Annotated in this window: 12 protein-coding genes and 1 rRNA gene; all 13 read left to right on the forward strand. The window is 69.0% G+C overall.

Annotation, left to right across the window (positions count from 1 at the left end):
• Positions 1-219 precede the first annotated feature (219 nt).
• Positions 220-1269, forward strand: a complete 1050-nt coding sequence (argC, locus tag AC2DFQ_RS01325) for an N-acetyl-gamma-glutamyl-phosphate reductase (protein ID WP_484532705.1) — start codon at positions 220-222, stop codon at positions 1267-1269.
• Positions 1266-2423, forward strand: a complete 1158-nt coding sequence (gene argJ / locus AC2DFQ_RS01330; protein WP_484532706.1) for a bifunctional glutamate N-acetyltransferase/amino-acid acetyltransferase ArgJ — start codon at positions 1266-1268, stop codon at positions 2421-2423. The genes argC and argJ overlap by 4 nt, the downstream gene beginning before the upstream one ends.
• The gene (argB, locus tag AC2DFQ_RS01335; protein WP_484532707.1) at positions 2420-3322 is read left to right on the forward strand and encodes an acetylglutamate kinase; all 903 of its coding nucleotides are present in this window, start codon (positions 2420-2422) and stop codon (positions 3320-3322) included. Before argJ ends, argB begins: the two co-directional genes overlap by 4 nt.
• Positions 3319-4560, forward strand: a complete 1242-nt coding sequence (locus tag AC2DFQ_RS01340) for an acetylornithine transaminase (protein ID WP_484532708.1) — start codon at positions 3319-3321, stop codon at positions 4558-4560. The genes argB and AC2DFQ_RS01340 overlap by 4 nt, the downstream gene beginning before the upstream one ends.
• Positions 4557-5480 carry an ornithine carbamoyltransferase gene (argF, locus tag AC2DFQ_RS01345; RefSeq protein WP_484532709.1) on the forward strand — a complete coding sequence of 308 codons (924 nt, stop codon included), beginning with the start codon at positions 4557-4559 and terminating at the stop codon, positions 5478-5480. The genes AC2DFQ_RS01340 and argF overlap by 4 nt, the downstream gene beginning before the upstream one ends.
• A complete protein-coding gene (locus AC2DFQ_RS01350; RefSeq protein WP_484532710.1) occupies positions 5459-6598 on the forward strand; it encodes a heparan-alpha-glucosaminide N-acetyltransferase domain-containing protein in 1140 nt (379 codons plus the stop codon). The genes argF and AC2DFQ_RS01350 overlap by 22 nt, the downstream gene beginning before the upstream one ends.
• A complete protein-coding gene (gene argH, locus AC2DFQ_RS01355) occupies positions 6595-8022 on the forward strand; it encodes an argininosuccinate lyase (RefSeq protein ID WP_484532711.1) in 1428 nt (475 codons plus the stop codon). Before AC2DFQ_RS01350 ends, argH begins: the two co-directional genes overlap by 4 nt.
• A gap of 49 nt (positions 8023-8071) precedes the next feature.
• Positions 8072-8722 (forward strand): SatD family protein, encoded by a 651-nt coding sequence (locus AC2DFQ_RS01360; RefSeq protein ID WP_484532712.1) that lies wholly within the window; start codon positions 8072-8074, stop codon positions 8720-8722.
• Entirely contained in the window at positions 8719-9417 is a 699-nt protein-coding gene (locus AC2DFQ_RS01365; RefSeq protein WP_484532713.1) for a hypothetical protein, read from the forward strand. The genes AC2DFQ_RS01360 and AC2DFQ_RS01365 overlap by 4 nt, the downstream gene beginning before the upstream one ends.
• Positions 9404-9523 (forward strand): VOC family protein, encoded by a 120-nt coding sequence (locus AC2DFQ_RS01370; protein WP_484532714.1) that lies wholly within the window; start codon positions 9404-9406, stop codon positions 9521-9523. The genes AC2DFQ_RS01365 and AC2DFQ_RS01370 overlap by 14 nt, the downstream gene beginning before the upstream one ends.
• Before the next feature lie 30 nt (positions 9524-9553).
• Positions 9554-10867 carry a tyrosine--tRNA ligase gene (gene tyrS / locus AC2DFQ_RS01375; protein ID WP_484532715.1) on the forward strand — a complete coding sequence of 438 codons (1314 nt, stop codon included), beginning with the start codon at positions 9554-9556 and terminating at the stop codon, positions 10865-10867.
• Positions 10868-10876: 9 nt separating this feature from the next.
• Positions 10877-11671, forward strand: a complete 795-nt coding sequence (locus tag AC2DFQ_RS01380) for a DUF4184 family protein (RefSeq protein ID WP_484532716.1) — start codon at positions 10877-10879, stop codon at positions 11669-11671.
• Positions 11672-12220: 549 nt separating this feature from the next.
• Positions 12221-13740: ribosomal RNA gene (locus AC2DFQ_RS01385) — 16S ribosomal RNA — on the forward strand.
• Positions 13741-13783: the final 43 nt, after the last annotated feature.

Below are 13783 nucleotides of genomic sequence, written 5' to 3' on the forward strand. Positions count from 1 at the left end.
GCCAGCTCGGTGACGATGCTGTCGGGACGGGATTTGCATACCGGTCTCGCACGGGGCTAGGGTCGGCGCATGCTTCCCGCCGGCTCCGCCTCGCTCGCGCTCCGCGGCCCCGGCGTGCGCCCGCTTCGCCGCGGCCGCCGACTCTAGGCGACTCCGGGAGCGCGTCTGCGGCTCGGGTGTCGCCGTCTCCGGCCCCGTCCCAGACATAAGGTGGAAGTCATGCCCTATTCGGTCGCCGTCTCCGGTGCATCCGGCTACGCCGGCGGCGAGATGCTGCGCCTGCTCGCCGGACACCCGGACGTCCAGATCCGCACCGTCACCGCGCACTCCACCGCCGGCCAGCCGCTCATCGAGCACCAGCCGCACCTGCGCTCCCTCGCCGGTCTCACCCTGCAGGAGACGACGCCGGAGGTCCTCGCCGGGCACGACATCGTCATCCTGGCTCTTCCGCACGGACAATCCGGTCAGTACACCGACGCGCTGGCCGATACGCCGCTCGTGATCGACGCCGGAGCGGACCACCGCCTCACCGATTCCGTCGATTGGGGCCGCTTCTACGGCGGCGACTTCGCCGAGGCGTGGACGTACGGAGTGCCGGAGCTGCCGGTCGGTTCCGGAAAGCAGCGCGACGCCCTCGTCGGTGCGACGCGGATCGCAGCCCCCGGATGCAACGCCTCCTCGGTGTCGCTCAGCATCGCGCCGGGGGTCGCCGCCGGCGTCGTGTCCGCGTCCGACATCGTCAGCGTGCTCGCGGTCGGCCCCAGCGGTGCGGGGAAGAGCCTCAAGACGAATCTCCTCGCCAGCGAGGTCCTCGGTTCGGCCAACCCGTACGCCGTCGGCGGCACCCACCGCCATATCCCCGAGATCCGCCAGGCCCTGGTGGCGGCGGGCGCGGATGCGGCATCGGTGCGTGTCTCCTTCACCCCGGTGATCGTCCCGATGGCCCGCGGCATCCTCGCCACCACCTCCGCGCCGATCACCCCCGGGGCCACCGACGATCAGATCCGTGCCGCGTGGGAGGAGGCGTACGACGGTGAGCCCTTCGTCCACCTTCTGCCCGCCGGCGCCTTCCCACGCACCGCGGACGTGATCGGCGCGAACACCGCTCTGCTGGGGCTCGCGATCGACCGGGACGCGAACCGCGTCGTCGTGGTCACGGCCGTGGACAACCTCGTCAAGGGCACCGCAGGTGCCGCTGTGCAGTCGATGAACATCGCGCTCGGGCTTCCCGAAACCCGCGCGCTGAGCGTGAACGGAGTGGCACCGTGAGCGTCACCGCCCCCGCCGGATTCGACGCCGCAGGCGTGGCCGTCGGACTCAAATCCACCGGCAAGCCCGATGTCGCCGTCGTGGTGAACCGCGGCCCGCTCAAGGTGGGAGCGGCCGTGTTCACGTCCAACCGCGCCAAGGCCAACCCGATCCTGTGGTCGGAGCAGGCGATCAAGGACGGGGTCGTCGAGGCCATCGTGCTCAACTCCGGCGGGGCCAACTGCTTCACCGGCTCGTTCGGATTCCAGACGACGCATCAGACCGCCGAGAAGACCGGGGAGCTCCTCGGGGTCGGTGCCGGCGACGTGCTGGTGTGCTCGACCGGTCTCATCGGCACCGGCGACGAGGTGTTCCGCGGCAAGGTGCTCCGCGGTGTCGAGGAGGCCGTCGCGGCGCTCTCGGACGACGGGGGAGAGGACGCGTCGCTCGCGATCATGACGACCGACTCGCGCCCCAAACGGGTCGTGCACAGCGAGGGCGGCTGGACGATCGGCGGGATGGCGAAGGGTGCCGGGATGCTGGCCCCCGGGCTTGCCACGATGCTCGTGGTGCTGACCACCGACGCGGTGCTCGACTCCGCCGAGGCGGATGCCGCGCTCCGGCACGCGACCCGCGTGAGCTTCGACCGGCTGGACTCCGACGGCTGCATGTCCACGAACGACCAGGTCAGCCTTCTCGTGAGCGGGGCCAGCGGCATCCGCCCCGAGGCCGGGTCGTTCCGTGCGGCGCTCGCCGCGGTGTGCCTCGATCTGGCCGAGCAGCTGCAGTCCGACGCGGAGGGCGCGAGCCACGACATCCGCATCGAGGTGGTGCACGCCGCCACCGAGGAAGAGGCCGTCGAAGTCGGCCGCTCGGTGGCCCGCAACAATCTCTTCAAAGCCGCGATCTTCGGCAACGACCCCAACTGGGGCCGGGTGCTCGCCGCGATCGGGACCACCACGGCGCAGTTCGACCCGTACGACGTGGACGTGTGGATGAACGGGGTGCGCGTGTGCACGGCCGGCGGGCCGGACCGCCCCCGCGAAGAGGTCGATCTCACTCCGCGTGCCACGCGGGTGGGGATCGACCTGAAAGCCGGCGACGCCGGCGCGGTGATCCTCACCAACGACCTCACCCACGACTACGTTCACGAGAACAGCGCCTACTCCTCATGACCGGAATCGATCTTCAAGACACCGACCCCGCCGCCGCGAGCGAGCGCGCGGCCATCCTCGTGGAGTCCCTCCCGTGGCTGCGGCGGTACCGCGACTCGATCATCGTGATCAAGTACGGCGGCAACGCGATGGTCAGCGACGAGCTGCAGGAGGCATTCGCCGCCGACATCGCCTACCTCCGCTATGTCGGGGTGCTCCCGGTGGTCGTGCACGGCGGGGGCCCGCAGATCTCCTCGATGCTCGATCGCCTGGCCATCCCCAGCGAGTTCAAGGGGGGCTACCGGGTCACCTCGACGGAGGCGATCAGCGTCGTGCGGATGGTGCTCACCGGCCAGATCAACCCGCAGCTGGTGGCGAAGGTCAACGCCCACGGCCCGCTGGCCACCGGCCTCAGCGGTGAGGACGCGGGGCTGTTCGGCGGGCGGCGCCGCGGCGTCGTCGTCGACGGCATCGAGCACGACCTCGGCCGGGTGGGCGACGTCGAGTCGGTGGATCCGAAGGCCATCCTCGACCACCTCGCCGCCGGCCGCATCCCGATCGTCTCGAGCATCGCCCCCGACCTGGATCGTCCCGGCCACTCGCTCAACGTGAACGCCGACGCGGCCGCGGCCGCGCTCGCGGTCGCGCTGAAAGCGCAGAAGCTCGTGATCCTCACCGACGTGGCGGGGCTGTACGCCGACTGGCCCAACCGGCAATCCCTCGTCTCCCACCTGACATCGTCCGAGCTTCGAGCGATGATGCCGCGCCTGCAGTCCGGGATGATCCCTAAGATGCAGGCGTGCCTGGACGCCGTCGACGGTGACGTGCCGACGGCGGCGATCATCGATGGCCGGGTGCCGCACTCGGTGCTCGTGGAGCTGTTCACCAGCAAGGGGATCGGAACGGAGGTCGTCGCATGAGCGACGCAACGACGTGGCAGGAGGACGCCGGGCGCGACCTCGTCCGCAGCTTCGGCGAACGGATGGCGCTGTTCGTCCGCGGTGAAGGCGCATATCTGTGGGACGAGGACGGACGGCGCTACCTCGACTTCCTCGCCGGGATCGCCGTGGACGCGCTGGGCCATGCGCACCCGGTCTTCGTGGAGGCGGTCTCCCGTCAGGCGGCCACCCTCGTGCACGTGTCGAACTACTTCGCGACCCCGCCGCAACTCGAGCTCGCCGCCCGCCTCAAGCGGCTGGCCGGAACCGGCCCCGCCGGGCGCGTGTACTTCGGCAACTCCGGTGCGGAGGCCAACGAAGCGGCGTTCAAGCTGGCGCGCCTGCACGGCCGCGAAACCGGTCGCACCCGCATCCTCACCCTGAAGGGCGGCTTCCACGGCCGCACCATGGGCACCCTCGCTCTCACCGGGAAGCCGGCCCTCCAGGCCGACTTCCTCCCCATGGTGCCGGGCGTCGAGCACATCGACCCCACGATCGACGCCCTGGCGGCGGCGATGGATGACCGCGTCGCCGCCCTGATCGTCGAACCGATCCAGGGCGAGGCCGGCGTCGTGGACCTTCCGGAGGGATATCTCGCCGCAGCCCGTTCTCTCACGGGGCGCTCCGGCGCGCTGCTGATCATCGACGAGATCCAGACGGGCGCCGGGCGCACGGGGGAGTGGTTCGCCTTCCAGCACGAGGGCATCACCCCCGACGCGATCACGGTGGCGAAGGGTATGGGCGGCGGCTTCCCGATCGGCGCGCTGATCACCTACGCCGCCGCGAGCGAGTTGTTCTACCCCGGCACCCACGGCTCCACCTTCGGCGGCAATGCGCTCGGCACCGCCGTGGCCGGCGCGGTCCTGGATGAGATCGAGCGGGCGGGGCTCGTGGACAACGCCCGCCGGCGCGGCGCTCAAGTGCGCACCGCGATCGAGGGAATCGGCTCGACATTGGTGACCGGCATCCGCGGACGGGGACTGCTCCTCGGTGTGACGCTGAGCCACCCCGTCGCCAAGGCGATCGTCGCCGCCGCTCAGCAGCACGGCCTGATCGTGAACGCCCCGAACGATGACACCATCCGTCTCGCGCCGCCGCTGACGATCGGCGACACCGAGATCGAGGAGTTCACGCGGCTGTTCGCCGCGTCGCTCGCGACCGTTTCCGACTCGCTGCTGCTCGAGGATGCCGCCGAAGCGGCGAAGGGAGTTTCCGCGTGACCCGACACCTCCTGCGTGATGATGACCTCAGTCCCGCCGAACAATCCGAGATCCTCGACCTCGCGCTCGAACTGAAGAAGGATCGCTGGGGGACCAGGCCCCTCGCGGGCCCCCAGACCGTGGCGGTGATCTTCGACAAGTCGTCCACGCGCACGCGGGTGTCCTTCGCCGTCGGCATCGCCGACCTCGGGGGATCCCCGCTGATCATCTCCACCGCCAACAGCCAGCTGGGCGGCAAGGAGACCCCCTCGGACACCGCCCGCGTGCTCGAGAGGCAGGTCGCCGCGATCGTGTGGCGCACGTACGCGCAGTCGGGGCTCGAGGAGATGGCCCGCGGCACGCGCGTTCCCGTCGTCAACGCGCTCAGCGACGACTTCCACCCCTGCCAGCTGCTGGCCGACCTGCTGACCATCCGCGAGCACAAGGGCGAGCTGGCCGGCCTCACCCTCTCCTTCTTCGGCGACGGCCGGAGCAATATGGCGCACTCGTACGTCCTGGCGTGCGTCACCGCCGGAATGCACGTGCGCGTGGCCTCGCCGGAGAATTATGCGCCGCGCGAGGATGTCGTCGCCGATGCCGACGCCATCGCCGCCCGCACCGGCGGCTCGGTCACGCTGTACACCGACGCCATCGAGGCGGCCGCGGGGGCGGATGTCGTCGTGACCGACACCTGGGTGTCGATGGGCAAGGAGGAGGAGAAACTCGCACGCCTGCGTGATCTCGGCGCCTACAAGGTGACGCACGACATCATGGGGCTCGCGCGGCAGGACGCGATCTTCATCCACTGTCTGCCCGCCGATCGCGGTTACGAGGTCGACGCGGAGATCATCGACGGCCCCCAGAGCGTCGTGTGGGATGAGGCCGAGAACAGGCTTCACGCGCAGAAGGCGCTCCTGGTGTGGCTGCTGCGGCAGGACTGACCGGCTGGCTCACGTCGCGGTGGCGGCGTTTCGACGCGCCGCCGCGCCTGGCCGGCATCGACCTGGCGCGAGGACTGGCCGTCGTCGGGATGCTCGCGGCGCACCTGCTCGTCATCGAGGCGTTCGTCCCGGCCGACCCGGCCACGTGGGTGGACGTCGTCAACGGCCGGTCCTCGATCCTCTTCGCCACGCTCGCGGGTGTGTCGATCGCGCTGGTCACCGGCGGTCCCAGGCCGCTGCAGGGCCCCGCGCGCGCCCGCGCCTCGGGGCGCATCGCGCTGCGGGGTGCGCTGCTGTGGGTCATCGGGGTGGCCCTGGTGAGCACCGGGGTGCCGGTCTACGTCATCCTGCCCGCCTACGCCATCCTGTTCCTCCTGTCGCTGCCGTTCCTCGGCCTCCGCGCCCGTACGCTGTTCGTGCTCGCCGCGGTCCTCGGCATCGTCATGCCTTTCCCGCAGGCGCTGTGGGACGCGTCGCCCTTCTGGTTCACCCCTGATGGGGCCGCGATCTCCACGGTCATCGGGTGGCATTACCCCTTCCCGGTGTGGATCGCGTTCCTGCTCGCGGGGATGGCCATCGGCCGCACCGACCTGCGGTCGGTCCGGACGGCCGTGCTCCTCCTGGGCGCCGGCTCCGCCCTCGCCGTGCTCGCGTACGCCGTGGCGGCCGTATCGGGTTCGCAGTTCGCCGACGAGCCGCTGTCGCTCTTCAATGCCGTATGGACGGCCCGCGCGCACTCCAGCGGCGTGCTGGAGGTGGTCGGCTCAGGAGGTTTCGCGATCGCCGTGATCGGTCTGTCCCTGCTCGTCTGCCGCACGGTGCTCCGCTGGGTGGTCGTGCCGCTGCGCGCCGTGGGCTCGATGCCGTTGACCGCCTACACGGCGCAGCTGGTCGTGTGGGCCGTGATCGCGGCATCCGTGCTGGGCGACAGCGGTGACCTCCGCGGGTTCCGGGCGCTCGAACCGTTCTGGCCGATGACGCTCGCGCTGCTGGCGGCGTGCACGCTCTGGGCTCTGCTCATCGGACGCGGACCGCTGGAGGCCGGCATCGCCCGGGTGAGCGACTGGGTCGTGCGGGAGCCGGCCGCCCGCGAGCGGGTCGATAGGCTGGAGCAATGAGTCAGTCGGGGCACGGCACGAACGACGGGGCCCTGTGGGGTGCCCGGTTCTCGGGCGGCCCGTCAGCCGAACTGGCCGCGCTCAGCCGTTCGACGCACTTCGACTGGGACCTCGCGCTCTACGACATCGCCGGCTCGCATGCGCACGCGAAGGCGCTGGAGGCGGCGGGCTATCTGAGCGTGGATGAGGCGGCGGCGATGCACGCGGGGCTCGACGCGCTCGCCGCCCGGGTGGTGGAGGGAACTCTCGTAGCCGGCCCGGACGACGAGGACGTCCACGGCGCCCTCGAGGCCGCGCTGATCGCGCAGGTCGGCCCCGGGCTCGGGGGGAAGCTCCGCGCCGGCCGGAGCCGCAACGACCAGATCGCCACCCTCGTGCGGCTCTACCTCCTCGATCACGGTCGCACGATCGCGCGCGAGGTCCTGCGCCTCATCGACGCGATCGTCGCTCAGGCCGACGCGCACGCCGACGCGGTCATGCCGGGGCGGACGCACCTGCAGCATGCTCAGCCCGTGCTGCTCGCGCATCACCTGCAGGCGTACGGCTGGGCGCTGCTGCGCGGGCTCGAGCGTCTGCGCGATTGGTCGGGTCGCGCCGCGGTGTCACCGTACGGCGGGGGAGCGCTGGCGGGATCGAGCCTCGGGCTCGACCCTGAGCTGGTCGCCCGGGAACTGGGCCTTGCCCGCCCGGCGGAGAACTCCCTCGATGGCACCGCCTCGCGCGACGTCGTGGCCGAATTCGCCTTCGTCACGGCCATGATCGCGGTGGATGTGTCGCGCTTCGCCGAAGACGTCATCCTGTGGAACACGCGCGAGTTCGGCTTCGTCACGCTCGACGACGCGTACTCGACCGGTTCGAGCATCATGCCGCAGAAGAAGAACCCCGACATCGCGGAGCTTGCCCGGGGCAAGGCGGGGCGCCTCATCGGCAACCTGGCGGGGCTCCTGGCCACGCTCAAGGGCCTGCCGTTGGCGTACAACCGCGATCTGCAGGAGGACAAGGAACCGGTCTTCGACAGCGTGCGCACCCTCGAGCTGGTGCTTCCCGCCTTCGCGGGAATGATCGCGACGCTGCGCTTCGACACCGCCCGGATGGCCGCCCTGGCGCCGGAGGGGTTCTCGCTCGCGACCGACGTGGCCGACTGGCTGGTGCGGCAGGGAGTGCCCTTCCGTGATGCGCACGAGATCTCGGGCTCGCTCGTGCGGGCCTGCGAGGAGCGCGGGATCGGGCTCGAGGATGCTCCGGACGAGCTCCTCGCGGAGGTCTCCCCGGCGCTCACCCCCGCGGTGCGCGACGTCCTCACGGTCGAAGGCTCGGTCGCCAGTCGCTCGGGTGTGGGCGGGACCGCCCCGGAGCGCGTGAGCGAGCAGCGGCGTCAGCTCGTCACTCGCGCGCAGGCGGTGACGCGCGAACTCGGACTCTGAGATAAGTCTTTGGCTGATATTTCCTGACGATCAGTTATATGCTTATCGGATGACCACGGTCGTGATCGCCGACATCGTCGGCTCCCGCCGCCTCGCCGACCGCGCGCACGCACAGCGCGTCCTCGAGGAGACCATCGCGCGCGTGGAGGCGGAGCATCCCCTCGCCGAACGCCGCTTGACACCCACCGTCGGCGACGAGTTGCAGGCGGTCTATCCGGGGTTGGAGGCGGCGCTGAGTTCGCTGCTCCTGCTGCAATTGGCACTGCCCGACGGCGTGGAGTGCCGCTTCGGCGTCGGCCTCGGCCGCGTCAACCCCGTGCCCTCGGGCGCGAGCGAGCTCACCGACGGCCCTGGGTGGTGGGCGGCGCGGGCGGCGATCGACCGCGTGCACGGCCTGCAGCAGCGCGCCGCGCCGAGCGCGCGGACATGGGTGAGCGTCGCAGAGGGGGAGGAGAATGCCGGCATGCGCTCCTCCGCCGCGTTCGCCAACGCGTATCTCCTCGCACGAGACCAGCTCGTGGGCTCGATGAGCGAGCGCACGCGGCGCCTCGTATACGGACGGTGCCTCGGTCGCACGCAACGGGCGCTGGCCGAGGCGGAGGGCATCACGCAGTCCGCCGTGTCACAGGCACTCGGCGGTGCCGGTGCCGGTGCGATCGTGGAGGGCTTCGCCTCGCTGACCCCGGCGGGGACGCCGTGATCTTCGCCGGCATGCTCCTGCTGATGATCGGGGCAGCCGATCTGCTGCGCCAGTTCGCGCCCGCGCGCGGCCGATGGCTCGCCTACCTCGCCGCCGCCGTCGTGCTGATCGCCGCGAGCGCGGCGGTGGACGCCGTCCCCGTGGCGATCGCGGCGGCGCTCCTGGCCGCCGGCTGGGTGGCGCTGGTCTCCCCGGACGGGGCGCGGCGCGCCGGTATCTGGGCGGCAGCGGTCGTGGCGGCGATCTGCGCGACGGCCGTGCTCGCCGCGGGCCCGCGGGCGACGCCGGGACCGCTCGGCGAAAGCTGGCAGCCGGTGGCGCCCTTCGGCCCGGTCGCGATCGACGCGCTCGTCGTCGTCGTGGGCGCGGCGATGTTCCTGCTCGAATCGGCGAACATCGTCGTCCGCTCGGCGCTACGCGGGGAGCGCGTCGCGCTCGCGCCGGCCGACTCCGCCCTGAAGGGCGGGCGTCTCATCGGCCCGCTCGAGCGCCTCCTCGTCTTCGCGCTCACGTTGGCCGGCGCCTACACGCTGCTGGCGGCCGTTCTCGCGGCGAAAGGCATCGTGCGCTTCCCCGAGATCTCCCGTGACGGCGACGCCGGAGACCGTGCCGAGTACTTCCTCGTGGGGAGCCTCGTCAGCTGGGCCTGCGCCCTGGGGGCCGCAGCGCTCGTGTGGTGGGGTGCTGCGGTCTGAGCAGATCGGCGAGATCCAGCCCCTCACCGACACCTCCCGATGGGTCTACATCAGGGACTCGGAGGGCAACCTCATCGGGCTGTTCGATGAGGTCGCAGCGTCGTGAGGCCCCACGCCCGCTGGTAGCCTGGCGGATGTGTCCGCCCCACCCACCGACAGCGCTGTGAGCGCGCTCGCGCCCGAGAACGACCCGTCCTTCGACAACGTCTGGGACGAGCTGAACTGGCGGGGGCTCGTGCACGTGTCCACGGATGCCGGGGATCTGCGCACGCTCCTGGGCGGGCCTCCGATCGTGTTCTACTGCGGGTTCGACCCCACGGCGCCCAGCCTGCACCTGGGAAACCTCGTGCAACTGCTGACGATGCGACGTCTGCAGCTGGCCGGCCACCGGCCGCTCGGGCTCGTGGGCGGGTCGACCGGCCTGATCGGCGATCCGCGCCCGACGGCCGAAAGGACGTTGAACACTCCCGAGACCGTGCAGGAATGGGTCGGTTTCCTCCGCGCCCAGGTCGAGCGCTTCCTGAGCTTCGACGGCGACAACGCGGCGCGGATCGTGAACAATCTCGACTGGACGGCGCCGCTGAGCGCCATCGACTTCCTCCGCGACATCGGAAAGCACTACCGCGTGGGCGCGATGCTGAAGAAGGACGCGGTGGCGGCGCGGCTCAACTCCGACGCCGGCATCAGCTACACCGAGTTCAGCTACCAGATCCTGCAGGGGCTGGACTACCTCGAGCTCTTCCGCTCGTACGGCTGCGTTCTGCAGACCGGGGGGAGCGACCAGTGGGGGAACCTCGTCAGCGGCGTCGACCTCATCCACCGGGTGGAGGGGCGATCGGTGCACGCGGTCGGCACGCCGCTGATCACCAACGCCGACGGCACGAAGTTCGGCAAGAGCGAGGGCAACGCGATCTGGCTGGATCCGCAGATGTGCAGCCCGTACGCGTTCTACCAGTTCTTCCTCAACACCCTCGACGCGGATGTGATCGCGCGCCTGAAGGTGTTCACGTTCCTCACGGGGGCGGAGATCTCGGAGTACGAACGGCTGGTGGCCGAGGAGCCGTTCCGCCGTGGCGCGCAACGACGACTCGCGCTGGAAGTGACGGCATTCGTGCACGGCATGGAGTCCGCGTCCGCAGTGGCTGCGGCATCCGAGGCTCTCTTCGGTCAGGGAGACCTCTCGTCGCTGGATGCGGCGACACTGCGCAGCGCGCTGGAAGAGCTTCCGCACGCCCGGGTGCCGGCGGGCACATCGGTGGTGGATGCGCTGGTGGCGACCGGGCTCGTGACGAGTCTGAGCGAGGCGCGGCGCGCGATCGCGCAGGGCGGGGTGACGCTGGATGGTGAGCGGGTGACCGCGGACGACGCCGTCGTCGACGCATCGCTTCCCGGCGGGGTCTCGGTGCTCCGACGTGGCAAGAAGACTCTCGCCGGCGTCTTCCTCGACTGAGCCCGCGCCGTGCCGTTGACGCCGAGCCACGCGGTGGTGGCCCTGGCATTCGTGCGCACGCCCCTGGTTCCGGCGGCACTCGCGATCGGGGCGATGGCACCCGATCTGCCGCTGTTCGTGCGGGGGGTGGTGCCGCCCTACGGTCGCACGCACGATCTGGCATGGCTGCCCCTGACCGTGGCGATGGCGGCCATGCTGCTGCTGGTGTGGCGATGCGTCCTGCGTCCTGCCGTCCGCGAACTCGTCCCGCGGCGGGTGGCCGAGCGGCTTCCCGCCGCGTGGGACGCCGGGGCGACCGAGGGCCTGCGCGAGACGGTCGCTCTTCCGGGTAGGCGGCTGTCGTGGCCACGCGTGGGCCTGGTCGTGCTCTCCCTCGCGCTCGGCGTGGTGACGCACATCGTGTGGGACCTGTTCACGCACGAAGGACGCGGGGGAGTGGAACTGCTCCCCGTGCTCGACGAACGGTGGGGCGCGCTCCGGGGGTACTCGTGGTTGCAGCACGGCTCGAGCGTCGTCGGTCTCACGATCCTCGCCGCGTGGGGCCTGATCCGGATGAGCCGCCGCACGCCCGAGCCGGTGGTGCGCCTGCTTCCGGCACCGGTACGCACCGCATGGTGGTGCTCGCTGCCCGTCGTCCTCGCCGGCGCGTGGCTGATCGGCCTCGCCGTGCACGGCCCCCTCGGCGCCGGCTTCACCCCCGCCCACCTCGCCTACCGCGTGCTGCCCCCCGCCGCGGCGGGGTGGGGCGCCGCGACGCTGCTCCTGTGCCTCGCGATCCTGCTGCGACGGCGGGCGGCGGGGTGACTTCTCGGCGGCACCGGCCCCGCGCCACCGTCTGCCCCGAGGCCCGGAAACACGGGCGACACGCCCGGGATGCGCCGAGATTTGCCGAGTCCCCGGATCCCACGTAACTTATTACTTGTTCGCCCCACAGGGGAGAGCGGAGAGGCCGAAAGGCCCCGCTACCTCTCAAGCGGAGAACCACCCCCAGCCTCACACTCACTTGAGTGTGACGACCTCCGGGTCTAGGATGGGGTTCCGGCCGCTCAGGCTGCGTCCCCGACGCTCGGTTCCGATTCGGAACGAACGAAACGTCGATTTGACAAGCTGAGCGAAACGGATAAGATAGAGAAGTTGCCCTGCGGGCAGAGCCGAGAGGCCGAGCAGCAGGAGCATCCGATCCTTGAGAACTCAACAGCGTGCACTTGTCAAATGCCAAAAAACCTCGCGGTCAGCTTGTCTGACCGATGAGATTCTTTTGAGATTAAACGGATAAATGTCAGTAATGACATCCGATCGTCAGATCAAACTCGCTCGGCCGAACCCATTCCGGTTCGATCGCAGCAAAATTCTTCTACGGAGAGTTTGATCCTGGCTCAGGATGAACGCTGGCGGCGTGCTTAACACATGCAAGTCGAACGGTGAAGGAGAGCTTGCTCTCCGGATCAGTGGCGAACGGGTGAGTAACACGTGAGCAACCTGCCCCGGACTCTGGGATAACAGTTGGAAACAGCTGCTAATACCGGATACGAGCTGCGACCGCATGGTCAGCAGCTGGAAAGAACTTCGGTCTGGGATGGGCTCGCGGCCTATCAGCTAGTTGGTGAGGTAATGGCTCACCAAGGCGTCGACGGGTAGCCGGCCTGAGAGGGTGACCGGCCACACTGGGACTGAGACACGGCCCAGACTCCTACGGGAGGCAGCAGTGGGGAATATTGCACAATGGGCGAAAGCCTGATGCAGCAACGCCGCGTGAGGGACGACGGCCTTCGGGTTGTAAACCTCTTTTAGCAGGGAAGAAGCGAAAGTGACGGTACCTGCAGAAAAAGCACCGGCTAACTACGTGCCAGCAGCCGCGGTAATACGTAGGGTGCAAGCGTTATCCGGAATTATTGGGCGTAAAGAGCTCGTAGGCGGTTTGTCGCGTCTGCTGTGAAAACTGGAGGCTCAACCTCCAGCCTGCAGTGGGTACGGGCAGACTAGAGTGCGGTAGGGGAGATTGGAATTCCTGGTGTAGCGGTGGAATGCGCAGATATCAGGAGGAACACCGATGGCGAAGGCAGATCTCTGGGCCGTAACTGACGCTGAGGAGCGAAAGGGTGGGGAGCAAACAGGCTTAGATACCCTGGTAGTCCACCCCGTAAACGTTGGGAACTAGTTGTGGGGTCCATTCCACGGATTCCGTGACGCAGCTAACGCATTAAGTTCCCCGCCTGGGGAGTACGGCCGCAAGGCTAAAACTCAAAGGAATTGACGGGGACCCGCACAAGCGGCGGAGCATGCGGATTAATTCGATGCAACGCGAAGAACCTTACCAAGGCTTGACATATAGAGGAAACGGCTGGAAACAGTCGCCCCGCAAGGTCTCTATACAGGTGGTGCATGGTTGTCGTCAGCTCGTGTCGTGAGATGTTGGGTTAAGTCCCGCAACGAGCGCAACCCTCGTTCTATGTTGCCAGCACGTAATGGTGGGAACTCATGGGATACTGCCGGGGTCAACTCGGAGGAAGGTGGGGATGACGTCAAATCATCATGCCCCTTATGTCTTGGGCTTCACGCATGCTACAATGGCCGGTACAAAGGGCTGCAATACCGTGAGGTGGAGCGAATCCCAAAAAGCCGGTCCCAGTTCGGATTGAGGTCTGCAACTCGACCTCATGAAGTCGGAGTCGCTAGTAATCGCAGATCAGCAACGCTGCGGTGAATACGTTCCCGGGTCTTGTACACACCGCCCGTCAAGTCATGAAAGTCGGTAACACCTGAAGCCGGTGGCCCAACCCTTGTGGAGGGAGCTGTCGAAGGTGGGATCGGTAATTAGGACTAAGTCGTAACAAGGTAGCCGTACCGGAAGGTGCGGCTGGATCACCTCCTTTCTAAGGAGCATCTGGCACTCTTCGGAGTGTCCAGGCGCCAGAT

Source organism: Microbacterium sp. Z11_20, from assembly GCF_057197605.1.